At 73.9% G+C, this 25,759-nt stretch carries 25 protein-coding genes and 3 pseudogenes; 16 read left to right on the plus strand and 12 right to left on the minus strand.

Annotation, left to right across the window (positions count from 1 at the left end; genetic code table 11):
- The 3 genes and pseudogenes from ACFXA3_RS06015 to ACFXA3_RS06025 form a co-directional block, all read left to right on the plus strand.
- A pseudogene (locus ACFXA3_RS06015) lies at nt 1-597 on the plus strand (hypothetical protein); the annotation flags it as partial.
- A gap of 28 nt (nt 598-625) precedes the next feature.
- Nucleotides 626-1,207 (plus strand): pyridoxamine 5'-phosphate oxidase family protein, encoded by a 582-nt coding sequence (locus ACFXA3_RS06020; protein ID WP_385182548.1) that lies wholly within the window; start codon nt 626-628, stop codon nt 1,205-1,207.
- Nucleotides 1,208-1,213: 6 nt separating this feature from the next.
- Complete coding sequence (locus tag ACFXA3_RS06025; protein ID WP_385182606.1) at nt 1,214-1,909, plus strand: L,D-transpeptidase; 696 nt, start codon at nt 1,214-1,216, stop codon at nt 1,907-1,909.
- On the opposite strand, the gene ACFXA3_RS06030 is transcribed toward ACFXA3_RS06025, so the two are convergent.
- The 7 genes from ACFXA3_RS06030 to argC form a co-directional block, all read right to left on the minus strand.
- On the minus strand, nt 1,906-2,889 hold the full coding sequence (locus ACFXA3_RS06030) for a hypothetical protein (RefSeq protein WP_385182550.1): 984 nt from the start codon (nt 2,887-2,889) through the stop codon (nt 1,906-1,908). The two genes, ACFXA3_RS06025 and ACFXA3_RS06030, sit on opposite strands and share 4 nt — an antisense overlap.
- A 72-nt stretch (nt 2,890-2,961) precedes the next feature.
- On the minus strand, nt 2,962-3,552 hold the full coding sequence (locus ACFXA3_RS06035; protein WP_385182553.1) for an arginine repressor: 591 nt from the start codon (nt 3,550-3,552) through the stop codon (nt 2,962-2,964).
- Nucleotides 3,553-3,559: 7 nt separating this feature from the next.
- Nucleotides 3,560-4,786, minus strand: a complete 1,227-nt coding sequence (locus tag ACFXA3_RS06040) for an acetylornithine transaminase (RefSeq protein WP_385182556.1) — start codon at nt 4,784-4,786, stop codon at nt 3,560-3,562.
- The gene (gene argB / locus ACFXA3_RS06045; RefSeq protein ID WP_385182559.1) at nt 4,783-5,721 is read right to left on the minus strand and encodes an acetylglutamate kinase; all 939 of its coding nucleotides are present in this window, start codon (nt 5,719-5,721) and stop codon (nt 4,783-4,785) included. Before argB ends, ACFXA3_RS06040 begins: the two co-directional genes overlap by 4 nt.
- Complete coding sequence (gene argJ / locus ACFXA3_RS06050; protein ID WP_385182562.1) at nt 5,718-6,875, minus strand: bifunctional glutamate N-acetyltransferase/amino-acid acetyltransferase ArgJ; 1,158 nt, start codon at nt 6,873-6,875, stop codon at nt 5,718-5,720. The genes argB and argJ overlap by 4 nt, the downstream gene beginning before the upstream one ends.
- A complete protein-coding gene (locus ACFXA3_RS06055; protein WP_385182564.1) occupies nt 6,872-6,994 on the minus strand; it encodes a hypothetical protein in 123 nt (40 codons plus the stop codon). Before ACFXA3_RS06055 ends, argJ begins: the two co-directional genes overlap by 4 nt.
- Nucleotides 6,991-8,031 carry an N-acetyl-gamma-glutamyl-phosphate reductase gene (gene argC, locus ACFXA3_RS06060; protein WP_385182567.1) on the minus strand — a complete coding sequence of 347 codons (1,041 nt, stop codon included), beginning with the start codon at nt 8,029-8,031 and terminating at the stop codon, nt 6,991-6,993. Before argC ends, ACFXA3_RS06055 begins: the two co-directional genes overlap by 4 nt.
- A 174-nt stretch (nt 8,032-8,205) precedes the next feature.
- Between argC and ACFXA3_RS06065 the strand changes: the two genes are divergently transcribed.
- Nucleotides 8,206-10,104: an alkyl/aryl-sulfatase gene (locus ACFXA3_RS06065; protein ID WP_385182570.1), complete on the plus strand. Its 1,899-nt coding sequence runs from the start codon at nt 8,206-8,208 to the stop codon at nt 10,102-10,104.
- Nucleotides 10,105-10,129: 25 nt separating this feature from the next.
- Here the strand turns inward: ACFXA3_RS06065 and ACFXA3_RS06070 are convergent, their stop codons facing one another.
- The 3 genes from ACFXA3_RS06070 to ACFXA3_RS06080 are packed head-to-tail and all read right to left on the minus strand — an operon-like array spanning nt 10,130 to nt 13,030.
- Complete coding sequence (locus ACFXA3_RS06070) at nt 10,130-10,900, minus strand: N-acetyltransferase (RefSeq protein ID WP_385182573.1); 771 nt, start codon at nt 10,898-10,900, stop codon at nt 10,130-10,132.
- A gap of 41 nt (nt 10,901-10,941) precedes the next feature.
- The gene (locus ACFXA3_RS06075; RefSeq protein ID WP_385182576.1) at nt 10,942-11,517 is read right to left on the minus strand and encodes a histidine phosphatase family protein; all 576 of its coding nucleotides are present in this window, start codon (nt 11,515-11,517) and stop codon (nt 10,942-10,944) included.
- 31 nt (nt 11,518-11,548) lie between these two features.
- On the minus strand, nt 11,549-13,030 hold the full coding sequence (locus tag ACFXA3_RS06080) for a PLP-dependent aminotransferase family protein (protein ID WP_385182578.1): 1,482 nt from the start codon (nt 13,028-13,030) through the stop codon (nt 11,549-11,551).
- Between ACFXA3_RS06080 and ACFXA3_RS06085 the strand changes: the two genes are divergently transcribed.
- The 11 genes and pseudogenes from ACFXA3_RS06085 to ACFXA3_RS06135 all read left to right on the plus strand — a co-directional run bounded on the left by ACFXA3_RS06085 (nt 13,029) and on the right by ACFXA3_RS06135 (nt 24,181).
- Nucleotides 13,029-13,940 carry a DMT family transporter gene (locus tag ACFXA3_RS06085; RefSeq protein WP_385182581.1) on the plus strand — a complete coding sequence of 304 codons (912 nt, stop codon included), beginning with the start codon at nt 13,029-13,031 and terminating at the stop codon, nt 13,938-13,940. The two genes, ACFXA3_RS06080 and ACFXA3_RS06085, sit on opposite strands and share 2 nt — an antisense overlap.
- Before the next feature lie 60 nt (nt 13,941-14,000).
- The gene (locus ACFXA3_RS06090) at nt 14,001-14,198 is read left to right on the plus strand and encodes a DUF1918 domain-containing protein (RefSeq protein ID WP_030294415.1); all 198 of its coding nucleotides are present in this window, start codon (nt 14,001-14,003) and stop codon (nt 14,196-14,198) included.
- Nucleotides 14,199-14,381: 183 nt separating this feature from the next.
- Nucleotides 14,382-14,735, plus strand: a complete 354-nt coding sequence (locus ACFXA3_RS06095) for an ATP-binding protein (RefSeq protein ID WP_385182584.1) — start codon at nt 14,382-14,384, stop codon at nt 14,733-14,735.
- Between the two features lie 141 nt (nt 14,736-14,876).
- A pseudogene (locus ACFXA3_RS06100) lies at nt 14,877-16,484 on the plus strand (AMP-binding protein); the annotation flags it as partial.
- A complete protein-coding gene (locus ACFXA3_RS06105) occupies nt 16,464-17,012 on the plus strand; it encodes an acyl-CoA thioesterase (RefSeq protein WP_385182609.1) in 549 nt (182 codons plus the stop codon). The pseudogene ACFXA3_RS06100 and the gene ACFXA3_RS06105, both read left to right, overlap by 21 nt.
- Before the next feature lie 52 nt (nt 17,013-17,064).
- On the plus strand, nt 17,065-19,365 hold the full coding sequence (locus tag ACFXA3_RS06110; RefSeq protein WP_385182587.1) for an FAD-dependent monooxygenase: 2,301 nt from the start codon (nt 17,065-17,067) through the stop codon (nt 19,363-19,365).
- A gap of 10 nt (nt 19,366-19,375) precedes the next feature.
- Nucleotides 19,376-20,395 (plus strand): carbon-nitrogen hydrolase family protein, encoded by a 1,020-nt coding sequence (locus ACFXA3_RS06115; protein ID WP_385182589.1) that lies wholly within the window; start codon nt 19,376-19,378, stop codon nt 20,393-20,395.
- Nucleotides 20,392-21,528, plus strand: a complete 1,137-nt coding sequence (locus ACFXA3_RS06120; protein WP_385182592.1) for a cupin domain-containing protein — start codon at nt 20,392-20,394, stop codon at nt 21,526-21,528. Before ACFXA3_RS06115 ends, ACFXA3_RS06120 begins: the two co-directional genes overlap by 4 nt.
- A 20-nt stretch (nt 21,529-21,548) precedes the next feature.
- Entirely contained in the window at nt 21,549-22,466 is a 918-nt protein-coding gene (locus ACFXA3_RS06125; protein ID WP_385182595.1) for a fumarylacetoacetate hydrolase family protein, read from the plus strand.
- An 82-nt stretch (nt 22,467-22,548) separates the two neighbouring features.
- Nucleotides 22,549-23,280 carry an Asp/Glu racemase gene (locus ACFXA3_RS06130; protein ID WP_385182611.1) on the plus strand — a complete coding sequence of 244 codons (732 nt, stop codon included), beginning with the start codon at nt 22,549-22,551 and terminating at the stop codon, nt 23,278-23,280.
- Nucleotides 23,281-23,341: 61 nt separating this feature from the next.
- Complete coding sequence (locus ACFXA3_RS06135) at nt 23,342-24,181, plus strand: PaaX family transcriptional regulator C-terminal domain-containing protein (protein WP_385182598.1); 840 nt, start codon at nt 23,342-23,344, stop codon at nt 24,179-24,181.
- Here the strand turns inward: ACFXA3_RS06135 and ACFXA3_RS06140 are convergent, their stop codons facing one another.
- Nucleotides 24,182-24,994: an NAD(P)H-binding protein gene (locus ACFXA3_RS06140; RefSeq protein WP_385182601.1), complete on the minus strand. Its 813-nt coding sequence runs from the start codon at nt 24,992-24,994 to the stop codon at nt 24,182-24,184.
- An 85-nt stretch (nt 24,995-25,079) separates the two neighbouring features.
- Between ACFXA3_RS06140 and ACFXA3_RS06145 the strand changes: the two genes are divergently transcribed.
- The gene (locus ACFXA3_RS06145; protein WP_385182603.1) at nt 25,080-25,493 is read left to right on the plus strand and encodes a winged helix-turn-helix transcriptional regulator; all 414 of its coding nucleotides are present in this window, start codon (nt 25,080-25,082) and stop codon (nt 25,491-25,493) included.
- 18 nt (nt 25,494-25,511) lie between these two features.
- Here ACFXA3_RS06145 and ACFXA3_RS06150 read toward each other — a convergent pair.
- A pseudogene (locus tag ACFXA3_RS06150) lies at nt 25,512-25,759 on the minus strand (RNA polymerase subunit sigma-24); the annotation flags it as partial.

Below are 25,759 nucleotides of genomic sequence, written 5' to 3' on the forward strand. Positions count from 1 at the left end.
CTGCTGGACCATCCCGCCGGCCTGGTGCGGGCCGCCGCCCTGGCCGGGCTGCGCCGGCTGGACGCCGCCCCCGACGACGCGACGCTCCTCGCGCTGCTGGACGACCCGTCGGCATCGGTGGCCCGCGAGGCCGCGCTCTGCCTGGACCCCGCGGCCCCGCGGCTGGACCCCGGCGCGCTGGCCGCGCGGACCGCCCCGGAACGGCCCGTGCACACCCGCAGGGCCGCGTTCCGGCTGCTCCGCTCACAGGGCGGGATCGCCGCGCTGCGGTCCGCCGTGGACCTGTCGGTGCACCCCGACCCGGGCCTGCGCCGGCTCGCGGCGCAGACGGTGTCCGCCTGGGACTGGGCCGGCACCCTGAGGGCGAAGCAGGCGGACCCCGCGGAGCTCGGCGCGCTGCTCGAGGCGTCGGCGCACGTGCTGCACCCCGAGGTCCTGCGGCTGTGGCGCCACCGCCTGGGGCCGGACGAGGAGGACCGCACCGGGCCGGACGCACCCCGCGCGCGGCCGGCCCGGTCGGCGCGTGCGGCGCACGACGGGGCGATGCGGTGGTGGCGCGCCCGCCGCGGCCCCGCGAACGGCGGCCCCCCGGCCTGAATCCGCCATTCCGGCCGATACTCGGATCATGGGAAGACTTCACGAACGTATCGACGGCCGACTGCGCACGTTCATCGAGGAACAGCCGGTCTTCTTCACGGCCACCGCCCCGCTCGACGGTGACGGACACGTCAACCTGTCCCCCAAGGGACGCGCGGGAACGCTCGTCGTCATCGACGAGCAGACCCTGGCCTACCTGGACTTCGGCGGCAGCGGCGCCGAGACCATCGCCCACGTCCGGGAGAACGGCCGGATCACGCTGATGTGGTGCGCGTTCAGCGGCCCGCCGAACATCGTGCGCATCCACGGCGAGGGCGAGGCCGTCTTCCGCGACGACCCGCGCTGGGCCGAGCTGATCGCCCTGTTCGGGCCGGCCGACGGGCCCGCCGCGCGGGCGGTCATCGTGGTCCACGCCCGCCGGATCGCCGACGTGTGCGGGTACGCCGTCCCCTTCATGGAGTACCGGGGCGAGCGGACCCTGCACGCGGAGCACTTCGGCCGCAAGACGGACGAGGAGTTCGCGGCCTACTGCGAGAAGAAGGATTTCATCGGGTCGAGTGTCGACGGCCTGCCTGCGCTGCCACTGCCCCTGCCTCCCCGTACCGTCTGACATGTGCTGCGCACCGTTCTCGTCACCGGCTCACTGATCGTCACCAGCCTGCTCGCGCAGGGCCCGTACGGGTCCGCGCCGCTGCCGGCCCGGCTCGCCGACACGGGCGGCGGCAGCCAGCTGATCACCGCCGTCGCCCCCTTGCCCGGATCCACGACGGGCCGGGTGACCTGGTGGGACCGGCGGGCGGGGCACTGGTACGAGGCCGGCAGCGCCGAGGCCCGCTTCGGTGCGAACGGCCTGACCGAGGGCGCGACCCGCACCCAGGGCACGAACACGACGCCGACGGGCCTGTACGACCTCCCGTACGCCTTCGGGATCCACCGCGCTCCCGCCGGGACGCAGTTCCGGTACCGGAGGGTGACGGACCGCTCGTGGTGGTGCCAGGACAACGCCTCGGGCAGCTACAACCGCTGGGTGGAGCCGCTGCCCGCGGACTGCGCGCCGGGCGAGGCGGAACACCTGGTCGCGTACGAGAAGCAGTACGCGCACGCGCTGGTCGTCGGCTTCAACTACGACCGGCCGGTGCACGGCCGGGGCGCGGGCATCTTCCTGCACGTCAACGGCAAGGGTGCGACGGCCGGTTGCGTGTCGGTGCCGGAGCGGGCGATGCGGGAGATCCTGCGCTGGGCCGAACCGCACCGCCGCCCGCACATCGCGATCGGCACCGAGGCCGGGCCCCTCGCCGTGACCCGCTACTAGCGGAGGTGCGGGCTCCCCGGCGGCGGGAGGGGCTCGGCGGCCGCCCCGGCGGTCCCGGCGTCGGCACGCTCCGCGCCGGTCTCCGCACCGGTCTCCGCGTCGGTCTCCGCGTCGGCGGCCACGTACCGGTACGCGTCCGGGCCCAGGTCCCAGTGTTCGTCCAGGTCGAGTCCGCCCCGTTCCCCGGAGTCCGCGTCCTCGTCGGTGCCCCCGTCCAGGCCCCGCCAGCGGGTCCGGTCCCCCTTGCTCAGGAGCAGCCGGCGCCGCTGCTCGCCGTCCAGCGCGGCCCGTGCGGGATGCGTCTCCTCGCGGACGCTTTCGTGCAGCGGGTTCCGGCCGGACGTCCGGTCCCGGATCCGCTGCGCCACCGCCTCGGCCCGCCAGAGCGCCGCCAGGCACAGGGCGGTCACCACCGTCGCGCCCCATTCCAGGACGCCCTGATGGTGAGCCTCCAGGACCACGATGCCCGCCCCGATCCAGACCATCAGCAACAGCACGAGACCCGTGCAGCCGCAGCAGGACCGGAGGGAGCCGTCCGCGGGCTGCGGCATCCGGGGCAGCGCCGGCAGGCGTGCGTCCTGCTCGGCGCGGTGAACGGCGGCCGCCTCCCGACAGGCCTCGTCGCCCTGCTCGATCCAGCCCAGCGAGACCGGTGCCGGATCGTGCCGGCGTACGGCGGCCAGCAGGGCGGCGGGCACCGGGTGCGCCGGCGAGCGGCCGGGCTCGTGTCCGGCGCCGGCGAGCCACACCGCGCCCTCGGCGTCGATGTCGACGTACCGGTCGAGCAGCAGCTCGGCGGCCGCGGCCTCGGTCGCCTCGTTCTTCAGCGAGGCGACGTGGTACGGGTCCAGGTCCAGGGCGGCGACGAACGCCACGGCCTCCCGGTGGATCCGGGCCCTGCGCCGGCCGCGCAGGCCGATGGCCGCGTACACGGCGGCGGTGACGGCCGATACGACTGCGGCCAGGGCGAGTTCATGCACGCCCCGAGGCTACGTCCGCCACCGCCGGCCCCGGCATCGGATTTCCCGGGCCCGGGCGGGGACCGGTGCGGCTCAGCCTTCCTTCTGGGCCAGCCGCAGCAGGTGGTCCGCGAGGGCCTGGCCGCCCGACGGGTCACGGCTGATCAGCATCAGCGTGTCGTCGCCGGCGATCGTGCCGAGGATCTCGCGGAGTTCGGCCTGGTCGATCGCGGAGGCGAGGAACTGGGCCGCGCCGGGCGGGGTGCGCAGGACGACGAGGTTGGCGGAGGCCTCGGCCGAGATCAGCAGTTCACCGGAGAGACGCCGCATGCGCTCCTCCTTCGCCGACTCGCCGAGCGGGGCCTGCGGAGTGCGGAATCCGCCCTCGCTGGGCACCGCGTAGATCAGCTCGCCGCCGGTGTTGCGGATCTTCACCGCGCCGAGCTCGTCGAGGTCGCGGGAGAGCGTCGCCTGGGTGACGCTCAGCCCGTCGTCGGCGAGCAGCTTGGCCAGCTGGCTCTGCGAGCGGACCGGCTGCCGGTTGAGGATGTCCACGATCCGGCGGTGGCGGGCGGTGCGGGTCTGCGGAACGGAAGGCCCTCCCCCGGACTCTGCCCCGGCTGCCGCCGCGGGTGCCCCCCTCCGGGACGACCCCCACTGCTCGTGGTCCTGCGCCTGGCTCATCGTCGTCTCATTCCCCGGTAAGTCCGTCCCCGTCGGCTGCTCGGAGGATGCCGGGCAGGGCCCGGACGAACGCGTCCGCCTCGGCCTCGGAGAGCACGTACGGGGGCATGAGCCGTACGACGTCGGGGGCGGGCGCGTTGACCAGGAATCCGGCATCCTGGGCCGCCTGCTGCACCTGCGGTGCGAGCGGCCCGGTCAGCACGATACCCAGGAGAAGGCCTTCACCACGGACGTGGGAGACGAGCGGGTGGCCGTTCCCCTCGCAGAGGCCCTCGATTCCGGAGCGCAGCTGCTCCCCGCGCGCCTTGACCCGGTCGAGCAGGCCCTCGGCGGCGATGGTGTCGATGACGGCGAGTCCGGCGGCGCACGCGACGGGGTTCCCGCCGAAGGTGGTGCCGTGCTGGCCGGGCCGGAGCAGGTCCGCGGCCGGTCCGAAGGCGGCCACGGCACCGATCGGCAGCCCGCCGCCCAGACCCTTCGCGAGCGTGACGAGATCGGGCTCGACGCCCTCGTGGGCCTGGTGCTCGAACCAGTGGCCGCACCGCCCGATGCCGGTCTGCACCTCGTCGAGGACGAGCAGGGTGCCGGTGGCCCGGGTGATCTCGCGGGCGGCCGCCAGGTAGCCGGCCGGGGGGACGACGACGCCGTTCTCACCCTGGATCGGCTCGATGACTACGAGCGCGGTCTCTTCGGTGACGGCGGCCCGCAGGGCTTCCACGTCGCCGTACGGAACGTGCGTGACCTCGCCGGGCAGCGGCAGGAAGGGGCCCTGCTTCTTCGGCTGGCCGGTGAGCGCGAGGGCGCCCATGGTCCGGCCGTGGAAGCCGCCGTCCGTGGCGACCATATGGGTCCGCCCGGTCAGCCGGCCGATCTTGAAGGCGGCCTCGATGGCCTCGGCTCCTGAGTTGCAGAAGAAAATCCGCCCGGGGCGGCCGAACAGCTGGAGCAGCCGTTCGCCGAGTGCGAGGACCGGCTCGGAGGCGTACAGGTTGGATACGTGGCCCAGGGTGGAGATCTGCCGGGTCACGGCCTCCACGACCGCCGGGTGGGCGTGGCCGAGGGCGTTGACCGCGATGCCGCCGACGAAGTCGGTGTACTGCCTGCCGTCCGCGTCCCAGACCCGGGCGCCCTCGCCGCGCACCAGGGCCAGCGCGGGCGTCCCGTAGTTGTCGGTCAGCGCGCCCTGCCAGCGGGCGGCGTACCGCTGGTTGCCGGTCAGCTCGTCGTGCGTCACCGTGCTCCCCCTTGCCGTGCGTCGGGCACGACCATCGTGCCGATTCCCTCGTCGGTGAAGATCTCCAGCAGGATCGAGTGCGGGACCCGCCCGTCGATCACCCTGGCCGTGCTCACGCCGCCGCGGACGGCGTGCAGGCAGCCCTCCATCTTGGGGACCATGCCGCTGGACAGCTCGGGCAGCAGCTTCTCCAGCTCGCCGACCGTCAGCCGGCTGATGACCTCGTCGCTGTTGGGCCAGTCCGCGTAGAGGCCCTCGACGTCCGTGAGGACCATCAGCGTCTCGGCGCCCAGCGCGGCGGCGAGCGCCGCGGCCGCCGTGTCGGCGTTGACGTTGTACACGTGGTGGTCGTCGGCGCTGCGCGCGATGGAGGAGATGACCGGGATCCGGCCGTCCGCCAGCAGCGCCTCGATCGCGCCCGTGTCGATGGCGGTGATCTCGCCGACCCGGCCGATGTCGACGAGCTCGCCGTCGATCTCCGGCGTGTGCCGGGTGGCCGTGATGGTGTGGGCGTCCTCGCCGGTCATGCCGACCGCCAGCGGCCCGTGCTCGTTGAGCAGCCCGACCAGCTCCCGCTGGACGTGGCCCGCCAGCACCATCCGTACGACGTCCATGGCCTCCGGGGTGGTGACCCGCAGACCCGCCTTGAACTCGCTGACCAGGCCCTGCTTGTCGAGCTGGGCGTTGATCTGGGGGCCGCCGCCGTGCACCACGACCGGCTTGAGGCCGGCCTGGCGCAGGAACACCACGTCCTGGGCGAAGGCCGCCTTCAGATCGTCGTCGATCATGGCGTTGCCGCCGAACTTGATGACGACGACCTTGCCGTTGTGGCGGGTGAGCCAGGGCAGCGCCTCGATGAGGATCTGCGCCTTGGGCAGCGCGGTGTGCTTGCGCGCGGTTCCGGTGCCGGACCGGCCGGCCTTCTCGTCACTCATGAGCTGTAGGCACTGTTCTCGTGGACGTACTCGGCGGTCAGGTCGTTGGCCCAGATCACGGCGGACTCGGAGCCCGTGGCCAGGTCGGCGGTGATGCGCACCTCGCGGTCCTTCATCGAGACCAGGTCGCGGTCCTCGCCGACCGAGCCGTTCTTGCAGACCCAGACCCCGTTGATGGCCACGTTCAGCCGGTCCGGGTCGAAGGCGGCCCGCGTGGTGCCGATGGCCGACAGCACCCGGCCCCAGTTCGGGTCCTCGCCGTGGATGGCGCACTTCAGCAGGTTGTTGCGGGCGATGGAGCGGCCGACCTCGACCGCGTCCCCCTCGGTGAGCGCGCCGACGACCTCGATGCGGATGTCCTTGCTGGCGCCCTCCGCGTCGCCGATCAGCTGGCGGGCGAGGTCGTCGCAGACGGTCCGGACGGCCTCCGCGAACTCCTCGTACGCCGGCACCCGGCCGGAAGCGCCGGAGGCGAGCAGCAGCACCGTGTCGTTGGTGGACATGCAGCCGTCGGAATCGACCCGGTCGAAGGTCGTACGGGTCGCGGCGCGCAGCGCCTTGTCGAGGGTGCCGCCGTCCACGTCGGCGTCGGTGGTGAGCACGACGAGCATCGTGGCCAGGCCCGGGGCGAGCATGCCCGCGCCCTTGGCCATGCCCCCGACGGTCCAGCCCCCCTGCGTCACCGCGGCCGTCTTGTGCACGGTGTCGGTGGTCTTGATGGCGATGGCGGCGGCCTCGCCTCCGTCCTCCGACAGGGCCTGCGCCGCGGTCTCGATGCCGGGCAGCAGCTTGTCCATGGGGAGCGGGACGCCGATCAGGCCGGTCGACGCGACGGCGACCTCGCCGGCGTTGTGCTCGCCGCCGAGGACCCCGGCGACCTTCTCGGCCGTGGCGTGGGTGTCCTGGAAGCCCTTGGGGCCGGTGCAGGCGTTCGCTCCGCCGGAGTTGAGGACGACGGCGCTGACGACGGCGCCGCGCAGGACCTGCTCGGACCAGAGCACGGGCGCGGCCTTGACGCGGTTGGAGGTGAAGACGCCCGCCGCGGCCAGCCGCGGGCCGTGGTTCACCACGAGCGCCAGGTCCGGATTGCCGTTCGCCTTGATCCCCGCGGCGACACCCGCCGCGGTGAACCCCTGTGCTGCCGTGACGCTCACTGCATCTCCTCGTTCGCTTCTCCGCCCGCACAGCGCGGCTCCGGGGTCATCGTCGTCGTCCGCAGCCCGGTGGCTGCGCGTGCCGGGGGCGTGTCCCAGCGGTGCCCGGGGGAGCTCACGGTGCGACTCCGATCGAAGAAAGGCCCAGGCCTTCGGGAAGGCCGAGGGCGATGTTCATGCTCTGCACCGCGCCGCCGGCGGTGCCCTTGGTGAGGTTGTCGATGGCGCTGATCGCGATGATCCGCTGCGCGGACGCGTCGTACGCGACCTGGATCTGAACGGCGTTGGAACCCTGGACGGAGGAGGTCGCCGGCCACTGCCCCTCGGGCAGCAGGTGGACGAAGGGCTCGTCCGCGTACGCCTTCTCGTACGCGGCGCGCACCGCGTCGGCCGTGGTGCCGGGCAGGGCCTTGGCCGAGCAGGTGGCCAGGATGCCGCGCGACATCGGCACGAGGGTCGGCGTGAAGGAGACGGAGACCCGCTGCCCGGCGACCGGGCTCAGGTTCTGCACCATCTCGGGCGTGTGCCGGTGCCCGCCGCCCACCCCGTACGGGCTGACCGAACCCATCACCTCGGAGCCGAGCAGGTGCGGCTTGAGGGTCTTGCCGGCGCCGGAGGTGCCGGTGGCGGCGACGATCACGGCCTCCGGCTCGGCCAGCTGCGCGGCGTAGGCCGGGAACAGGGCGAGGGTGACGGCGGTCGGGAAGCAGCCGGGAACCGCGATGCGCTTGGACCCCGCCAGCGCGGCGCGGGCACCGGGCAGCTCGGGAAGCCCGTACGGCCAGGTGCCGGCGTGCGGGGCCCCGTAGAACGCGTCCCAGTCGGCGGAGTCCTTGAGCCGGTGGTCGGCGCCCATGTCGACGACGAGGACGTCCTCGCCGAGCCGGGCCGCGACGGCGGCGGACTGCCCGTGGGGCAGTGCGAGGAAGACCACGTCATGGCGGCGGCCCTGACCGGCCAGGACCTCGGGCGTGGTCGCCTCCAGGGTCCGGCCGGCGAGCGGCACCAGGTGCGGCTGGAGGGCGCCGAGGAGCTGTCCGGCGTTGGAGTGGCCGGTCAGCGCACCGATCTCCACCTCGGGGTGGGCCAGCAGCAGGCGCAGGACCTCTCCGCCCGCGTACCCGCTCGCTCCGGCCACCGCTACACGTACCACCATCGGACCCTCCTCCTCGATGGCATGACTATACGTAGCGCCGCAGTTTTATGCAAAGCGCTTGCGGTGATCCGAATGGAGCAGGCCCGGGTGGTGCCCGGGGACGCGGCGGCCGAGGGTGGGTGAGGGGCCGACGGCACCGGTGTCCGCCGGCCCGCCGAGAGGGAGGCCCGCGCCGTGCACGCTTCTTCCGGGGACGCCGAGGCCGTCGTCGCCGAGGCCAACGAGGCCGCACTGCGGCGGCTGCCCTTCGACGACACCCGCGACCTGGAGGACGAGCGCCGCGGGTTCCTCGGCACGGCCGAGGAGGCCACCATCCGCGACGCCCAGGGCCGGGTCGTGTGGGACCTGGACGCCTACGGGTTCCTGGACGCGGACTGCCCGCCCACGGCCCATCCGAGCCTGTGGCGCCAGAGCAGGCTGGTCGCGGGCCACGGGCTGTTCGAGGTCGTGCCGGGGATCTACCAGGTGCGCGGGTTCGACCTGTCGAACATGACCGTGGTCGAGGGCGAGCGCGGCGTCCTGGTCATCGACCCGCTGGTGTCGACCGAGACCGCCGCTGCCGCACTCGCGCTGTACCGCCGTCACCGCGGGGAGCGCCCCGTCACCGGCGTCCTGTACACGCACAGCCACGTCGACCACTTCGGCGGCGTCAAGGGCGTGGCCGGCGCGGAGGAGGCCGCGGCCGGCCTGCCGGTGCTCGCTCCGCAGGGGTTCCTGGAACACGCCGTCAGCGAGAACGTCTACGCGGGCACCGCCATGAGCCGCCGCGCCGCGTACATGTACGGCGCGGCCCTGCCCAAGGGCCCCCGCGGGCAGATCGGCGCGGGGCTGGGCACCACCACGTCGACGGGCACCGTCACCCTCATCCCGCCGACCCTCGACGTCACCCGCACGGGGCAGAGCGAGACCGTGGACGGCATCCGCATGGTCTTCCAGCTGACCCCGGGCACCGAGGCCCCGGCCGAGCTCAACATCCACTTCCCGGACCACGCCGCCCTGTGCACCGCGGAGAACGCCACCCACACCCTGCACAACCTGCTCACGCTGCGCGGGGCCCAGGTCCGCGACCCGCACGACTGGGCCCGCTACCTGACCGAGGCCGTCCAGCTCTTCGGCGCCGCCACCGACGTCGTGTTCGCCTCGCACCACTGGCCCGTATGGGGCCGCGAGAACGCCCTCGCCTTCCTGTCCGAGCAGCGCGACCTGTACGCCTACCTGCACGACCAGACGCTGCGGATGGTCAACCAGGGGCTCACCGGGCCGGAGATCGCCGAGCGGATGCAGCTGCCGCCGGCGCTGGAGCGGGCCTGGCACACCCACGGCTACTACGGCTCCGTCAGCCACAACGCGAAAGCCGTCTACCAGCGGTACATGGGCTGGTTCGACGGCAATCCGGCCCGTCTGTGGGCGCACCCGCCCGCCGAGGCCGCCGCCCGGTACGTGGACTTCATGGGCGGCGCCGAGGAGGTGCTGCGCCGCGCCCACCAGTCCTACGTCCAGGGCGACTTCCGCTGGGTCGCCGAGGTCGTCCACCACGTCCTGTTCGCCGACCCCGGCAACGCGGAGGCCCGCGCCCTCCAGGCCGACGCCCTGGAGCAGCTCGGCTACGGCAGCGAGAACGGCACCTGGCGCAACTTCTACCTGACGGGCGCCCTCGAACTGCGCGAGGGCTCCGTCGGCACCCCCGCCAGCAGCGTGTCCGAGGACATGCTGGACGCCCTGACGCTGGAGCAGCTCTTCGACTCCCTGGCGATCCGGGTGGACGGGCCGCGCAGCTGGGACGCCGACGTCACCGTCCGCTGGCACCTCGCCGACGGCGGCGACGCCCGCACCCTGCGCCTGAAGAACGGCGTGCTCACGCACGTACGGGGTCTCGGGCCGGCCGCCGCCGAGCCGGACGTCGAGATCACCCTGGACGAGCCGGCGCTGCGCAGCCTGCTGCTGGGCCGGGCCGACCTCGGGGACCTGGTCGCCGGGGGCCGTGCCCGGGTCACCGGCGACCCGGCCCGGCTGGCGGAGCTGACCGGCCACCTCACCGAGCCGGACCCCGACTTCCCGATCGTGACGCCCTGACCGGGCCCGTGGGCCCAGAGCGGGCCTACGCCGGGGGCGGGGAGGAGCGGTCCAGCGCGTGCCGGACCCATACGTTCGGCTCCACGTACACCGCGTAGCCCTGTTCGAGCTCGCAGCGGACCGGGGCCAGGGCGCCCGGCACCCGGACCGGGCCCGTCGCGTCGAACGGCAGCCCGGTCCACTCACGCCACTGCGCGAGCGAGCCGGTGATGGTCATCGACAGCGGGGCCACCGAGTCGATGACGGCCCCGGCGCGGGCGTGGACGCGCAGCCACGGGTCGTACGGGAGGCCGTCCTCGCGCGTGCGGTACGCGTACTCCTCGATCGGCGTGTCCGGCTCGGCCGGCTTGCCGTTGGGCCGGACGGGGGCCACCACCTCGGCGAAACCGCGGGCGCGGGCGTTGTCGCGCATCGCGGCCAGCATCAGCCCGGACAGGCCCTCGCCCTGCCGGTCGCCGGCCACGGTGATCTCGATGGCGCTCACCGTGTCCGGGGCGATCCCGCGCCGCAGGTCGGAGAAGGCCCACAGGAGGACCTGGTCCCAGCCGCGCGCGGGCAGGATCCCGTCGCGGCCCGGCACGTTCAGGGCGAACGGGACGCTGTACCCGCGGGCCACCACCGCGTCGCCGTCCGTGGCGACCAGGACGTAGTCGGCCAGCTCCCCGGTCATCCGCGGGTAGAGGAGCCAGGCGACGCAGTCGTGCTGGGAGAACTCCGGCCAGGGGTCCTTCATGTCCCAGAGCCGGTCGGCCAGTTCGGGGCGCTGCGCGAGGGTGGTGATGTGGATCCCGTTCATGTGCGCAGGCTAGGCCGTGGGACCGGTGGGACTCCACTCCTTTAGGCGGGTGCCTGGAGGCAGAGGTGCCAGTCGCCGGAGCGGCCCGTGAGGGTGATCGTGGAGAGCGGGCGGACGTCGACGTTCCAGTACGTCAGCGGGGCCGCTCGCAGCGCGTACACCAGGGCCGCCCGGACCACGGACGGCTCCGCCACGGCCACGATCGCGGCGCCGTCGTCGGCGGGCCGGCTGTCGAGCCAGCCGCCGATGCGGGAGATGAAGGAGAGCAGGGATTCGCCTCCGTGCGGCGAGGAGCAGGGGTCGGTGAGCCAGAGGTCCACCGACCCCGGCTCGCGCTGCGCCACCTCGGCCAGGGTCAGCCCCCGCCAGCGGCCCATGTCGCAGTCGCGCAGCGCCGGTTGCGCGAGCGGCGCGTACCCGAGCGCCTGCCCGGTGGCCCGGCAGCGCGGGCTGGGCGAGCAGTAGCGCAGCTCTGCGGCGCCCAGCGGCACGAGTCCGTGCGCGGCGGATTCGACCGCGCGCCAGCCCGCCCCGTCCAGCGGGCGGTCGTCGTCGAAGCGCTCGGCGAGCAGCGAGGAACCACGGGCTGCGGCGACGAGCGAAACCCGAACATTCATGCGGCGATGGTGGGCCGCCTGCGGCACGGGGTCAAGCGTCCGGACCGTCGGCGCGCTCGGTGGTGGGGGCGGCGCCCCCGCCGGCCGCGGCGCCGGTCCCGCCGCGCAGGCGCCGGACGGCCTCGTTCAGCTCCCTCGCGCCGGAGACCCCGGCGAAGCTGAGCCGTACGTAAGGACCCGGCGGCTCGGCGCAGAAGTACGGTCGGCCCCCCGCGACCGCGACCCCCGCCCGCAGGGCCGCCGCCGCGAAGGCCGCGTCGTCGCCGCCCTCGGCCATCCGCGCCCACAACTGGTATCCGCCCGAGGGCAGATGGGGCAGGGCCAGCCCGGGCAGCTCCCGGCGCAGCGCGCCCGCGAGCACGTCCCTGCGGTGGCGCAGCTCGGTGGCGACGGCCCGCAGGTGCCGGGGCCAGGCGGGCGCGCCGACCAGCTCCAGCGCCGCCTCCTGGAGCGGCCGGGACACGAAGAAGCTGTCCACGACCTGGATGGCCCGCAGCCGGTCGAGCACCGGGCCGCGCGCGGCGAGCGCGCCCACCCGAAGGCTGGGCGAGGTGGCCTTGGTCAGGGACCGGACGTGCACGACCACCCCGTCGTGGTCCTCGGCGGCCAGCGTCGGCGGCAGCGGCCCGGCGTCGTCGTGGCCCAGCGCCCGGGCGTAGTCGTCCTCCACCACGAAGGCCCCGGCGGCCCGGGCGATCCGCAGCACCTCGGCCCGCCGCGCGGGGGCCAGCACCGCGCCGGTCGGGTTCTGGAACAGCGGCTGGCACACGAAGACCCGCGCCCCGGTCGCTTCGAAGGCGGCGGCCAGCAGCTCGGGCCGGACCCCGTCGGCGTCCACGGGGACGGGCACCGGCCGGCAGCCGGAGGCGCGGGCGATGGCCAGCAGGCCGGGATAGGTCGGGGACTCCACCAGGACCGGCGCCCCGGGCGGTGCCAGCGCGCGCAGGGCGGTGGTCAGCGCGCTCTGCCCGCCCGCGGTGACCAGTACGTCGGCGGCCGCCACGGCCCCGCCGATCTCCCGGGCGAACCACTCGCGCAGCTCGGGCAGTCCTTCCATGGGCGGCCGTTCCCAGGCTCCGGGGCGCCGGCCGGCCCGGGCCAGTGCGGCGGCCATGGCCCGCTCGGGCTGGATCGAGGGGTGCAGGTAGCCGCTGTTGAGCCCGATCACCCCGGAGGGCGGTGCGGCCAGGCAGACCAGCACCCCGGAGGCGTCCACCGAGCGCGGCACCACGTCGCCGGCGCCCTCCGCACTGAGGGCGACCTCCTGCCAGGAGGTGTCTGCGGGCGCGGGGTCCGCCGTACGGGGCCGGGCCCGGAACACCCCGGCGCCGGGCCGGGTGACGACCAGCCCCTCGGCGGCCAGCTGCGCGAGGGCGCGGGAGACGGTGACGGGGCTGACGCGGTGGCGCTCGACGAGGGCCCGGCTCGACGGGAGCTTTCCGCCCACCGAGTAGCGGTCGAGTTCCGACCGCAGGGATTCTGCCAGTTCCGCCACACTGCTACGCTCGTACATGACAGCACAGAATAGCGCTACTCTCCCCACCACGATAGCGGTCGAGGGTGCGGCCCGCCGGGCCGGCGGCGGCACCGCTCTCGCCGCGCTCGGCGTCGTCGCCTTCTCGCTGACGTTCCCCGCCACCGCCTGGGGCCTGGAGAGCTTCGGCCCGTGGTCCTTCGTCGCCGTGCGCAGCGTCCTCGCGGCCCTGATCGCCGGCGGCTTCCTGCTGGCCGGGCGCGTGCCGCTGCCCGACCGCGCGCACTGGGCGGGCCTCGCCGTCGTCGCCGCCGGAGTGGTCGTCGGCTTCCCCCTGCTGACCACCCTGGCGCTGACCACCTCCACCACCTCACACGCCGCCGTCGTCGTCGGCCTGCTCCCGCTCACCACGGCCACCGTGTCCGCGCTGCGCACCGGCGTCCGCCCCTCGCGCCGGTTCTGGGGCGCCGCCGTCGCCGGGGCCGCCGTCGTGCTCGGCTTCACCCTGGCGCAGAGCGGCGGCTCCCTCTCCGCCGGCGACGGCTACCTGTTCGGGGCCCTGCTGGTCTGCGCGGCCGGGTACACCGAGGGCGGGCGCCTGGCCCGGGTGCTGCCCGGCTGGCAGGTCATCGGCTGGGCGCTGGTGCTGTGCCTGCCGCTCAGCGTGGCCGGCTCGGCGCTGGGTCTCGCGTACGAGCCGGTGCACCCGACCGGCCACGGGCTGGCCGGCCTGCTCTGGGCGGCGGCCGGCTCCACCTTCCTCGGCCTGTACGTCTGGTACCGCGGCATGGCCGAGATCGGCGCGCCGCGGGCCAGCCAGCTCCAGCTCGCGCAGCCGCTGCTGACCCTGGTCTGGTCGGTGGCGCTGCTGGGCGAGCAGCTGTCCCCCGCCGCGCCGGTCGCGGCCTGCGCGGTACTGGTCTGCATTGCCGTCACTCAGCGGGCCTAATCACCGCGAACCGCCGTAAACTGCTGTCACCGGATCCAGACCGCCTCCGAGGAGGTCAGCATGCGCGCGACCGAGGGCGACCAGCTGGTTCAGCACGGCAGGATCGTGGGCCAGCACGACAAGGTCGGTGAAATCACTCAGGTACTCGGCGAGAACGGCACCCCTCCCTACCGGGTCCGCTTCTCCGACGGCCACGAGGCAGTCATGTCCCCGGGGCCCGACTGCGTCGTCAAGCACCCGACGGAGCCCACGCACTGACGCGACGCGGCCTCAGCGCGGCGGCACGGCCGTCGGATAGTGGTCGGCGACGACCCTGGCCATCGCTCCATTGGGGTGGGCCGGCCCCCCCGCACGCCGGGCATAGAAGGGGGCCCGGCCCCCCGGCGGGGGGTGGGGGGAGCCCCGGGGGCGCGCCCCCCCCCCGCCGCCGTCGTCCCGCTGGTGCGGACCCGGGTCCGGGCCGTGCTGGAGGGCTGGCGGGTCGCCCCCGAGGCGGTGGACGTCCTGCTGCTGGCCGTCAGCGAGCTCGCCGCGAACGTCGTCCGGCACGCAGCCGGAACGGGGCGGATGCGGGTGGCGATGGCCTGTGACCGGGGGTGGCTGTCGCTGGAGGTCGCCGACCGGGGCGCCCGTCCGGCCCGGCTGCCCGATGGCGCCGCGGAGGTCGACCCGGAGGCCGAAAGCGGTCGCGGACTGCTGATCGTCCAACTGCTCGCCGCCGAGGCGGGCGGCGAACTCTGCTTTGCCGCGGGCGAGTTCGGCACGTGCGTGAAGGTGCTCCTGCCGGTCGCCTGAACCCGCTTCCCGGATGTCGGGCAAGCGCCCCGCGGATGCCCGGTGCGCATCGAGATATCGAGTGATGTTGACGGTCGACAAAATATCGAGATAACTTGCTCCGCATCTCCCCCTGCTGCTCCCCGATCGAGGTGCCGCCCCATGGAGCTCTCCCCTTCCGCGCATGTCGACTCCTTCTGCAGAGACCGACTGCCGGCCTTCCCCCTCTGGCCCGAACTCCACTTCGAACTGCCGGAGTTGGACTACCCGGACCGCCTCAACTGCGCGGGACGCCTGCTCGACGAAGCCGTCGAGCGCTGGGGTCCCGACCGTCCCTGCCTGCTGACCCCCACCGAGCGCTGGACCTACGGCGAACTCCAGCAGCGCGCCAACCAGGTCGCCCAGGTGCTCACCGAGGACTTCGGCCTCGTACCCGGCAACCGCGTCCTGCTGCGCGCCCCCAACAACCCCTGGCTCGTGGCCGCCTGGTTCGGCGTCCTCAAGGCGGGCGGCGTCGCCGTCACGACGATGCCGATGCTGCGCGCCGCCGAGCTCGCCGAGCTGTGCGAGATCAGCCGTCCCTCCGTAGCCGTGTGCGACCACCGCCACGTCGACGAGCTCGCCGCCGTCGACGGCGCAGCCGCTGCCGACCTGCCGGTCCTCGTCTACGGCGGCCCCGGAGCCACGGACCTGACCGCGCGCTGCGCGGCCAAGAGCGGCCGCTTCGCCACCGTCCCCACCGCCGCGGACGACGTGGCGCTGATCGCCTTCACCTCCGGTACGACCGGCCGCCCCAAGGCGACCCTGCACTTCCACCGGGACGTCCTCGCCAACGCCGACACGTTCTCCCGGCACGTGCTCAAGCCGCGCCCCGACGACGTCTTCACGGGTACTCCGCCGCTCGCCTTCACCTTCGGCCTCGGCGGGCTCGTCGTCTTCCCGCTGCACGTCGGGGCCGCGACCCTGCTGGTCGAGCAGGCGGGTCCGCAGCAGTTGGCCGACCTGGTCGCCGCGCACGGCGTGACCGTCCTGTTCACCGCGCCCACCGCCTACCGGGCGATCATGGCCGCCGGTGCGGTGGACCGGCTGTCCGGGCTGCGCCGCTGCGTGTCCGCCGGAGAGGCGCTGCCCGCCGCGGTGTGGGAGGAGTTCCACGCCGCGACCGGACTGCGCATCATCGACGGCATCGGCGCCACCGAGATGCTGCACGTCTTCATCTCCGCGGCCGACGAGGACATCCGGCCCGGCGCCACCGGCCGGCCCGTGCCCGGGTACCGCGCCGCCGTGGTGGACCGGCACGGCGACCCCGTGCCCGACGGGCAGCCCGGCCTGCTCGCGGTCACCGGCCCCACCGGCTGCCGCTACCTCGCCGACCCGCGCCAGACGGCGTACGTCAGGAACGGCTGGAACATCACCGGCGACACCTACGTCCGCGATGCGGACGGGTACTTCTGGTACGTCGCCCGAAGCGACGACATGATCGTCTCTTCCGGCTACAACATCGCGGGCCCGGAGGTCGAGAAGGCCCTCGCCGCGCATCCGTACGTCGAGGAGTGCGGGGTCGTCGGCGCCCCCGACGAGCGGCGCGGCATGGTGGTCAAGGCCTACGTGGTGCTCGGCGCCGGGGTCCCGGCGGTCGAGGCGACGGTCCGGGAGCTCCAGGCCCATGTGAAGGCGGTCATCGCCCCGTACAAGTACCCGCGCGCCGTCGAGTTCGTCGAGCGGCTCCCGCGCACCGGCACCGGCAAGCTGCAACGCGGCGAACTGCGCGCGTGGGCCCGGGCCCCGCGTCCGGTGCGGTCCGAGCCCCCGGCCGGCGCCGACGGCGGGTGCGCCGCCGGGTGTCCCGAGGCCCTGGTCCCGCACCTGCCCGGCGTGGTCGTCGAACGCCGCGTGGAATGGCCCGACACGGATGCCGCCGGGCACTACCACCACTCGACCGTCGTGCGCTGGGTCGAGGCGGCCGAGGCCGTGCTGCTGCGCCGCCTGGGCCTGGCGCACCTCTTCGGCAGCACCCCGCGCGTCCACTTCGAGGCCGACTACCGGGCCCGGCTGTGGTTCGGCGAGGCCGTGCGCATCGAACTGAACGTCGCCAAGGTCGGCGCCAGCTCCCTGCACTACGTGTTCACCGTCCTCGGCGAGGAGGGCGTGGAGGCCGCCTCCGGGCGGATGGTCATCGCCCACTCCGCCTCCCGGGCGACCGGGACCACGCCCTGGCCCGCCGACGTGCGCGAGGTGCTGACGAGGTCGGGCCCGCAGGCGCCCGAACTCCTCACGAGAGATATAGAGAATTGTTGACGTCCGTCAAATCTGCGCCATATGTTGTTCCGGAACCACGAGGAGGTACGCCGTGCGCGTAGCAGTCATCGGAGGAGGGCCCGGCGGGCTGTACTTCGCAGCCCTGGCCAAACAGCTCTCCCCCCACTGGGACGTGACCGTCTGGGAGCGGGGCGCCCCCGGCGACACGTTCGGTTTCGGGGTCGTCTTCTCCGACGAGACCCTCGACGGCATCGCGCAGGCCGATCCCGGGATCTACGCGGCCATGTCGGCGGAGTTCGCCCGCTGGAGCGACATCGACGTCACCCGCCGCGGCCGCACCCTCACCTCCGGCGGCCACGGATTCGCCGCCCTCGGCCGCCGCCGGCTGCTGCAGATCCTCCAGGAGCGCTGCGCCGCCCTCGCCGTGGACGTCCGCTACCGCACCCAGGCCCCGCCCGCCCCCGAGCTGGCCGCCGCGTACGACCTGGTCGTCGCCTGCGACGGCGTGCGCTCCGCCACCCGCGCCGCCTACGCGGACACCTTCGGACCCGACCTCGACGAACGCTCCGGCCGCTACATGTGGCTCGGCACCGACAAGGTCTTCGAAGCCTTCACCTTCCTCGTCGAAGAGCGGGACTTCGGCACCCTCCAGGTCCACGCCTACCCCTACGACGCCACCCGCTCCACCGTCATCGTCGAGATGGACGAGGCCGCCTGGCGGCGTGCGGGCTTCGCGGAGTCCGCCGACCGCGCGTACCCGCCCGGCACCAGCGACACCGACAGCATCCACCGCTGCGAGGAACTGCTCGCCGCCCACCTGGACGGGCACCGGCTCCTCCCCAACAACTCCAAATGGCTCCGCTTCACCACCGTGCGCAACCGCACCTGGCGGCACGAGAACGTCGTCCTCCTCGGGGACGCCGCCCACACCGCCCACTTCTCCATCGGCTCCGGCACCAAGCTGGCCATGGAGGACGCCCTCGCCCTGGCCGCCTGCCTGCACGAGCACCCGGACGTGCCCGGCGCGCTCGCCGCGTACGAGGACGAGCGCCGCCCCGTCGTGGAGTCCACCCAGCGCGCCGCCCAGGCCAGCCTCGAATGGTTCGAGAACATCGGCCGCTACACCGGCCAGGAACCGCCCCAGTTCGCCTTCAACCTGCTGACCCGCAGCCGCCGCGTCACCTACGACAACCTGCGCGTGCGCGACGAGGAGTTCACCTCCGCCGTCAACTCCTCCGCCCCCGTGCCCCCGATGTTCCGCCCCTTCCCGCTGGGCGGGCTGCTCCTGCGCAACCGCGTCGTGGCTCCGCCCACCGCCCTCGGCACGGCGCGCGGCGGCGTCCCGGGGGACTTCGACCTGGTCCACCTGAGCACCCAGGCCGTCGGCGGCTCCGCTCTGGTGCTCGCCGGGATGACCGCCGTCAGCGCCGACGGCCGCGCCACCCCCGGCTGCCCCGGGCTCTACACCGACGAACAGGAGACCGCCTGGCGGCGGATCACCGAGTTCGTCCACGGCCAGTCCGACACCTGCCTCGGCATCCAGCTCACCCACGCCGGCCGCCGCGCCGACGCCGGGGAAGGACAGCCGGTCGCCGCGTCGGCGCTGGCCTGGGACGAGCGGAGCCCGGTCCCGCGCGAGGCCACCCGGGCCGATATGGACCTCGTCGTACGGGACTTCGTCCGCGCGGCCGGCCGCGCCGACCGGGCGGGCTTCGACGTACTGGAACTCCAGTACGGACACGGCCAGCTGCTCTCCGGATTCCTTTCGCCGCTGACCAACCGGCGCACCGACGCGTACGGCGGCGCCCTCGCCGGACGGCTGCGGTTCCCGCTCGAAGTGCTGCACGCCGTACGGGAGGTGTGGCCCGCCGGCAAGGCACTGCTCGTGCGGATCTCCGCCGCCGACTGGGCCGAAGGAGGCCTGAGCGAGGCCGACGCCGTGGCCATCGCCCGCGCCCTCGCCGAGGCCGGCGCCGACGGGATCGACGTCTCCACCGGCGAGGTCGTCGCCCACGAGCGGCCCCGCCGCGGCCGCAGCTACCAGACCCCCTACGCCGACCTGATCCGCAACGCCACCGGAATCCCCACCATCGCCGTCGGCGCGATCTCCACGTACGACGACGTCAACTCGATCGTCCTGGCCGGCCGCGCCGACCTCTGCGGGGTGGGCCGCGCCCAGCTGCACGACCCGCTGTGGACCCTGCACGCCGCGGCCGCCCAGGGCTACCACGGCCCCGCCGCGCCCTGGGCGCCCTCCTGGCGGGCGGGCAGCGGCAGACCGCCCGCCGCCCGCACCGACCGGGTCCCGCCCCGCCTCGAACTGCTGCGGCAGCCCGCCGCGCCGGTGCACCAGCGCTGGCAGCCGGGCCTCGCCGCCGCCCCGGCCCACTGAGGAGCCCCTGATGGAGATCCCGCCCCTGCACCGGCTGCCCCGCTTCACCGCGGCGGCCGTCCAGGCCTCGCCCGTCTACCTCGACCCGGCCGCCACCGTCGACAAGGCCGTCGCGCTGATCGCCGAGGCGGCCGCGGGCGGCGCCGAACTCGTCGTCTTCCCCGAGGTGTTCGTCCCCGGCTACCCCTACTGGAACTGGACGATGAACCCCGTCCAGGGCTCGCCCTGGTTCGAACGCCTCCAGCGCGCCTCGGTCGACGTCCCCGGCCCGCACGTGGACGCCCTACGCGCGGCGGCCCGCCAGTACGGGGTCGTCCTCGTCATCGGCGTCAACGAACGCTCCGCACACAGCCTCGGCGTCCTGCACAACACCCTGCTCACCATCGGCTCCGACGGCGAACTCCTCGGCGTGCACCGCAAACTGGTGCCCACCTGGGCCGAGAAACTCACCTGGACCGGCGGCGACGGCAGCTCCCTGCGCGTGCACTCCACCCCCGTCGGCCCGCTCGGCGCCCTCGCCTGCGGCGAGAACACCAACACGCTGGCCCGCTTCGCCCTCCTCGCACAGGGCGAACTCGTCCACGCCTCCTGCTACATCGCCCTGCCCGTCGCCCCGGCCGACTACGACATGGCCGACGCCATCGCCGTGCGCACCGCCGCCCACAGCTTCGAGGGCAAGGTCTTCTCCGTCGTGGCCTGCTCCACCGTCTCCCCGGAGATCGTCGACCTGCTCGCCGGGGACGACGAGGAACTGCGCGCCCTGTTCCTGCGCCCCCGCAGCGCCCTGTCCGGGATCTTCGGTCCCGACGGCCGCCCGGTCGCCGAACCCCTCGTCGACGACGAGGGCATCGTCTACGGCGAGATCGACCTCGGCCGGTGCATCCAGCCCAAACAGATGCACGACATCACCGGCCACTACAACCGCTTCGACATCTTCCGCCTCGAAGTCGACAACCGCCCCCGCCTGCCGGTGACGTTCACCGCGCCGCCCGCCGGCCCCCGGATCACCACGCCTGAGGAGGACGTATGACCATCGAGCAGGACGACACCATGCTCGGCCGCGCCCGGGTCTGCGACACGCCCGAGCTCACCGCGTACTACGGCGAGCTCGAAGCCCTGGACGCCGGCGCCCTGTGGACCGTCGCCAACGACATCGAGCCCTGGTACCCGCAGCCCAGGTCCGTTCCCGTGCTGTGGCGTTACGAGGAGCTGAGGCCCCTCGTCCACAAGGCCCTCGGCCTGGTCAAGGCCGACGACGCGGGCCGCCGCGTCGTGATGCTCGTCAACCCCGGCCGCAGGGACGTCAGCGCCGCCGCCGGCCTCCTCTACACCGGACTCCAGATCATGGGACCCGGCGAGGCCATGACCGCCCACCGCCACCAGGCCGCCGCCCTGCGCTTCGTCCACGAGGGCACCGGCGCCTGGACCGTCGTCGACGGCCAGAAGCTGCGGGTCGGCCCGCGCGACTTCGCCATCACCCCCAACGGCACCTGGCACGAGCACGGCAACGACGGCGAGGAAGGGCCCGTCATCTGGCAGGACGGCCTCGACATCCCGCTCGTCAACGCCCTGGACGCCGGGTTCTACGAGGTCCACCCCGAGCTCCGCCAGACGCCCGGCAAGGTGGTCAACTCCTCCGTGCTCGAGTACGCCGCGAACCTGCTCCCGTACGGCTCGGAGCGCTGGAGCCGGCCCTACTCGCCGCTGCTCGCCTACCCCTGGGAGCCCACGTACGAGGCCCTGCTCGGACTCGCCAAGGCGAGCGAGGGTTCCCCGTACGACGGGATCATCGCCGAGTACGCCAACCCGGTCACGGGCGGCTCCGTGATGCCCACGATGGGCGCCCACATGCAGCTGCTGCGCCCCGGGCAGGCCACCCGTGCCCACCGGCACACCGGCTCGGTGGTCTACACGGCCGCCAAGGGGCACGGGGTCTCGGTCATCGCCGGGCAGCGCTTCGAATGGCGCCAGGGCGACATCTTCTGCGTCCCCTCCTGGGCCTGGCACGAGCACCACAACCTCGACCGCTCCGAGGACGCCTGCCTGTTCTCCTTCAACGACTTCCCGGTCATGCGCTCGCTCGGCTTCCACCGCGAAGAGGCGTACCCGGACAACGGCGGCCACCAGCCGATGCCGACCGCCACCCCGACCGCCACCGCCTGACCACCCCGAGGAACCCCACCATGCGTCTGCTGACCTTCACCACGGCCACCGCCACCGGCGACTGCGCGCCCCGTCTCGGCGCCGACGTCGACGGCATCGTCCTCGACCTCGGGGTCCTGGCCGACCACGCCGGCACCGACCTCCCGCGGGACCTGCTCACGTTCGTCCAGGCGGGCCCCGCCGCCCTGGAAGCCGCCCGGCGCCTCGTCGACGCCGACCCCGCCGCCCGCCCGGCCGGGGCCGTCCACCGCCCCGAGGACGTCACCCCGGCCGCCCCGCTGCGCCCCGGAAAGATCGTCGGAGTCGGCCTCAACTACGTCGAACACGTCGAGGAGTCCAGCCGCAGCCTGGACACCGACAAGGAACTTCCCTCCCGCCCGGTGCTGTTCGGCAAGCCCGCCACCGCCGTCACCGGACCCGGCGCGCCGATCCTGCACAACGGCGACCTCACCCGGCAGCTCGACTGGGAGTGCGAACTCGCCGTCGTCATCGGCCGCACCGCGACCCGGGTGCGCGAGGAGGACGCCTACGCGTACGTCTTCGGCTACAGCATCCTCAACGACATCAGCGCCCGCGACCAGCGCCGCTCCGGCCAGTGGTTCTTCTCCAAGGGGCAGGACTCGTACGCGCCCTTCGGCCCGGTGGTGGTCACGGCCGACGAGATCCCCGACCCCATGGCCCTGGACCTCTCGCTGCGCGTGAACGGCGTCACCAAGCAGAAGTCGAACACCCGGCACATGCTGTTCCCGATCGCCCGCCTGATCGCCGACATCAGCTCCGGCATGACCCTGGAGCCCGGCGACGTCATCGCGACCGGATCCCCCTCCGGTGTCGGCGCCGGCATGGTGCCGCCGGAGTTCCTGGTCCCGGGTGACACGGTCGAGGCCACCGTCGAGCGCATCGGCACCCTGGCCAACCCCGTCGTCGACGCCCGCTGACCCGCCCCGCACCCTCCGAGGAGTACCCGTGCCGTCCCGCACCTACCGCATCGGCCAGATCGTGCCGAGCTCGAACGTGACCATGGAGACCGAGGTCCCCGCCATCCTGCGCGCCCGCCAGACGGTCCTGCCCGACGAGAGGTTCACCTTCCACTCCAGCCGGATGCGCATGACCCATGTGACCCCGGAACAGCTCAAGGCCATGGACGCGGACTCCGACCGCTGCGCCGTCGAACTCTCCGACGCGCGCGTCGACGTGCTCGGCTACGCCTGCCTGGTCGCGATCATGAGCATGGGCCTCGGCTACCACCGCAGCGCGCAGCAGCGGCTGCACACCCGTACGGCCGAGAACGGCGCCCCCGCACCCGTCGTCACCAGCGCGGGCGCCCTCGTCCACGGACTGCACACCATCGGCGCCCGCAGGATCGCCCTGCTCGCCCCGTACATGCGCCCCCTCACCCGGACCGTCGTGGACTACCTCGCCCACGAGGGCATCGAGGTCCTCGACTACACGGCCCTCGAAATCCCCGACAACCTCGACGTCGCCGCCCACGACCCGGCCCGGCTGCCCGGACTCGCCCGCGCGCTGGAGTACGCGGACGCCGACGCGGTGGTGCTCTCCGCCTGTGTGCAGATGCCCTCCCTGGGCGCCATCGAGGAGGCCGAACAGCTGCTGGGCAAGCCGGTGGTGTCGGCCGCGGTCTGCACCGCCCACCAGATGCTGCGCGCCCTGGACCTGCCGGCCGTCGCCCCGGGGGCGGGCCACCTGCTCTCCGGCGCGTACGCCCGGTCGCCGCTGCCGACGCCGCGGTAGCGAAGCGGGCGGCGGGGGAGGGGCTCGATATGATCGCGACCGCGCACAACGGAAGGCGATCATGTCGGACAGCCCCCTCAGGCCCAGCTCGTTGATCAACACGGTCTACGGAGCGTTCCTGCGCCGCCTCGGCGGCTGGATCTCCATCGCCGACCTGATCACGCTGATGGGCGAGCTGGACGTCGACGGACCGGCGGTGCGGTCGGCGATCTCACGGCTCAAGAAGCGCGGCGTCCTCGAACCCGAGCGCCGGGGTGCCAGCGGCTACCGGCTCAGCCAGGCCGCACAGCCCGTCTTCGACGAGGGCGACCGCCGCATCTTCGCCAGCCTCGAACCCGCCGACCTGGCCGACGGCTGGGCCATGGCCGTGTTCTCCGTACCGGAGTCCGAGCGCTCCCACCGCTACCAGCTGCGCACCCGGCTGACCTGGCTCGGCTTCGGCAACATCGCCCCCGGCGTCTGGCTGGCCCCCGGACGGCTCCTCGACGACGCCCGCGGCATGCTCGTACGGCTGGGCCTCAGCGAGTACGTGCACCTGTTCGCCGCCGACTACGCCGCTTTCAGCGACCTGGCGCGGACCGTGAGCGACTGGTGGGACTTCCCGGCGATCCAGACCCAGTACGCGGCCTTCACCGACACCTACGCCCCCGTCGCCGAACGCCTCGCCGCGGACGGCGAACCCGGACCGGCGGACGCGTTCCGCCACTACGTGCCGCTGCTGACGCAGTGGCGCCGCCTCCCGTACCTCGACCCGGGCCTGCCCACCGAACTCCTGCCGCCCGACTGGAACGCGGTGGAGGCCCGCAGGCTCTTCCAGCAACTCCACACGGTCCTCCAGACCCCCAGCCTCCACCACGTCCGGGAGATCACCGGCCTGCCGCAGGACACGGACAGGACCTAGCTACGCCAGGGCCGCCGTGAGGGGGGAGCGGGGAGCGCGCCCCAGCAGCCGGCGCAGATCGCCCGTGGTGCCGGACAGGAATCCGGCGGCCACGGCGGCGTACGTGCCCACCAGCATCGGCACCTGGAAGGGTTCGGCGCCGGATGCGGCGATGCGGGCCCGGGCCCCGGCGAGCGTCCCGGGCTCGTACGTGACGTGCGGCCCGTGCGCGCGGGCCAGATCGGCGCCGCCGACGGCCTGCTCGCCGACCAGTTCGTAGACGCGCCCCGCATGGGCCGGGGCCTCCACCGCCACACGTGCCGCGACGTCCGCCAGGTCCGCGCGTGCGACGGCCGCCAGCCGGCCCCCGCCGAGCGGCGCCGTGATCCGGCCGTCCTGCGACGGCGCCGCGACCGCTCCGAGCAACTCCGCGTAGAGGCCGTTGCGCAGGACCGTCCAGCGCATGGAGCCCTCCCGCAGCCGGCGCTCGGTCCAGCGGTGCGGCAGGGCGTAGGGGAGGTGATCGCCGGAGGCGGTCAGGCTCGTGTAGACGACCTGCCCGACCCCGGCCCTCCGGGCGGCGTCGAGGGCGGCGCCGTGCCGGGCGATGACGGTGTCGTCCTCGCCGTAGCCCGCGGAGACCAGCAGCAGCACGTCCACGCCCGCGAAGCCCTCGGCGAGAGTGGCGGGGTCGTCGAAGTCGATCCGGCGGACCGGCAGCGCGGAGCGGATCCGCCGGGGATCGCGCGTTCCGAGGACGGTGTCGTCGCGGCCGGACAGCCGTTCGGCGATCAGCGAGCCCAGGGCGCCGGTGGCGCCGGTAACCAAGATCATGAAGGTCTTCCCGTTCCGGTAGGTTCTCTTCGGTAACCGGCTTCATCCTGCGGGTTCGCGCCAGGGGGCGTAAGGAGGCACTTGCATGTCAGCAGGGCACACGGCGGTAACCACCCCGCCGGTCGTCGGGTGCGGCGACGCGCACGAGGACTGTGGGATCCGTGACGTGCTCGACCGGATCGGCGACAAGTGGTCGGTCCTGGTCGTCGTCGAACTGGCCCAGGGCGTACGCCGCTTCCGGCAGCTGCAGCGCGCCGTGCCCGGCATCTCGCAGCGGATGCTCACGCTCACCGTGCGGCGGCTGGAGCGCGACGGGCTGATCACCCGGACCGTGTACCCGACGGTGCCCCCGCAGGTGGAGTACGAACTCACCCCGACGGGCCACAGCCTCACGCATCTGGTGAAGGCCCTCGCCGACTGGTCGGCGCAGCACCGGGACGGCATCGCGCGGGCACGCCGGGAATGGGACGCCGCGCATCCCGACGCCGGCATCCGCTGACCCGGCGGGCCCTGACGCCTACGGCAGCGGCGCGATCGTGTAGGCGGGGACCGAGGGGTCCTTGGCGCCGGGCTTCCGCGGCGTCCCGTCCGGTGTCGGGACGTGCGTCGGCGCCGGGGGCGGGGACTTCGGGCGGGCGCCGGGCGTGGCCCCCGGGTCCGGGGTCTCGTCCGGCTCCGCGGAGGCGGCGGGCGGCGTGGGCGGCGGGGTGGGGGCCGGCGAGGCCGGCGGCGGCGGGCTCGCGCTCGGCGGCGGCGGGCGCGACG

This window comes from Streptomyces sp. NPDC059456 (assembly GCF_042750055.1).
GTDB lineage: Bacteria > Actinomycetota > Actinomycetes > Streptomycetales > Streptomycetaceae > Streptomyces.

What these genes read in the sequence shown, in the direction of transcription:
- ACFXA3_RS06020 (WP_385182548.1), top strand. Translation starts at nt 626, where the DNA reads ATGGGAAGACTTCACGAACGTATCGACGGCCGACTGCGCACGTTCATC.
- ACFXA3_RS06035 (WP_385182553.1), bottom strand. Translation starts at nt 3,552, where the DNA reads ATGAGCCAGGCGCAGGACCACGAGCAGTGGGGGTCGTCCCGGAGGGGG.
- argB (WP_385182559.1), bottom strand. Translation starts at nt 5,721, where the DNA reads ATGAGTGACGAGAAGGCCGGCCGGTCCGGCACCGGAACCGCGCGCAAG.
- argC (WP_385182567.1), bottom strand. Translation starts at nt 8,031, where the DNA reads ATGGTGGTACGTGTAGCGGTGGCCGGAGCGAGCGGGTACGCGGGCGGA.
- ACFXA3_RS06070 (WP_385182573.1), bottom strand. Translation starts at nt 10,900, where the DNA reads ATGAACGGGATCCACATCACCACCCTCGCGCAGCGCCCCGAACTGGCC.
- ACFXA3_RS06075 (WP_385182576.1), bottom strand. Translation starts at nt 11,517, where the DNA reads ATGAATGTTCGGGTTTCGCTCGTCGCCGCAGCCCGTGGTTCCTCGCTG.
- ACFXA3_RS06085 (WP_385182581.1), top strand. Translation starts at nt 13,029, where the DNA reads ATGACAGCACAGAATAGCGCTACTCTCCCCACCACGATAGCGGTCGAG.
- ACFXA3_RS06080 (WP_385182578.1), bottom strand. Translation starts at nt 13,030, where the DNA reads ATGTACGAGCGTAGCAGTGTGGCGGAACTGGCAGAATCCCTGCGGTCG.
- ACFXA3_RS06090 (WP_030294415.1), top strand. Translation starts at nt 14,001, where the DNA reads ATGCGCGCGACCGAGGGCGACCAGCTGGTTCAGCACGGCAGGATCGTG.
- ACFXA3_RS06115 (WP_385182589.1), top strand. Translation starts at nt 19,376, where the DNA reads ATGGAGATCCCGCCCCTGCACCGGCTGCCCCGCTTCACCGCGGCGGCC.
- ACFXA3_RS06120 (WP_385182592.1), top strand. Translation starts at nt 20,392, where the DNA reads ATGACCATCGAGCAGGACGACACCATGCTCGGCCGCGCCCGGGTCTGC.
- ACFXA3_RS06125 (WP_385182595.1), top strand. Translation starts at nt 21,549, where the DNA reads ATGCGTCTGCTGACCTTCACCACGGCCACCGCCACCGGCGACTGCGCG.
- ACFXA3_RS06130 (WP_385182611.1), top strand. Translation starts at nt 22,549, where the DNA reads ATGGAGACCGAGGTCCCCGCCATCCTGCGCGCCCGCCAGACGGTCCTG.
- ACFXA3_RS06135 (WP_385182598.1), top strand. Translation starts at nt 23,342, where the DNA reads ATGTCGGACAGCCCCCTCAGGCCCAGCTCGTTGATCAACACGGTCTAC.
- ACFXA3_RS06140 (WP_385182601.1), bottom strand. Translation starts at nt 24,994, where the DNA reads ATGATCTTGGTTACCGGCGCCACCGGCGCCCTGGGCTCGCTGATCGCC.
- ACFXA3_RS06145 (WP_385182603.1), top strand. Translation starts at nt 25,080, where the DNA reads ATGTCAGCAGGGCACACGGCGGTAACCACCCCGCCGGTCGTCGGGTGC.